General features: G+C 38.8%; 1 protein-coding gene and 2 pseudogenes. All 3 read left to right on the top strand.

What is annotated here, in order from left to right:
- Positions 1–76 precede the first annotated feature (76 nt).
- A complete protein-coding gene (locus RCF13_RS03820; protein ID WP_308140889.1) occupies positions 77–316 on the top strand; it encodes a hypothetical protein in 240 nt (79 codons plus the stop codon).
- A pseudogene (locus RCF13_RS03825) lies at positions 294–437 on the top strand (sigma factor-like helix-turn-helix DNA-binding protein); the annotation flags it as partial. The gene RCF13_RS03820 and the pseudogene RCF13_RS03825, both read left to right, overlap by 23 nt.
- Positions 426–544, top strand: a pseudogene (gene ndhC / locus RCF13_RS03830) (NADH-quinone oxidoreductase subunit A); the annotation flags it as partial. The pseudogenes RCF13_RS03825 and ndhC, both read left to right, overlap by 12 nt.

Here is a 544-nt window from a genome sequence, read left to right on the forward strand (position 1 = left end):
GGGCCAACCCCCCACCAAACAAAACCAACCCCCAAAAAACACCAAAAAACACAAAAAAAAAAAACCCCCCCAACCGGTGTTAGAAACCAAAAAAAAAAACAAAAAAAAAAAAAAAAAAAAAAAAAAACCCCCCCAAAACAAAAAAAAAAAAAAAAAAAAAAAAAAAAACAAAAAACAAAAACAAAAAAAAAAAAAAAAAAAAAAAAAAAACAAAAAAAAAAAAAAACAAAAAAAAAAAAAAACAAAAAAAAAAAAAAAAAAAAAAAACAAAAAAAAAAACAACACCACAAACCACCACCAACATCAACTTGTCTGAAACCGTTCGCGACGTGCTGGCCGGCCTCACCCCGAGGGAAGCCAAGGTGCTGCGCATGCGCTTCGGCATTGACAACAACACCGACCACACGCTGGAAGAGGTCGGCAAGCAGTTCGACGTGCGCTATTACCTGATCGCGATCCAGTTCATCGTCTTCGACCTGGAAATCATCTTCATCGTGCCGTGGACCCAGGTCTTCATGGAACTGGGCGCCCGTTCGCTGGTCAC

Source organism: Stenotrophomonas maltophilia group sp. RNC7, assembly GCF_030910085.1.
Classification (GTDB): domain Bacteria; phylum Pseudomonadota; class Gammaproteobacteria; order Xanthomonadales; family Xanthomonadaceae; genus Stenotrophomonas; species Stenotrophomonas sepilia.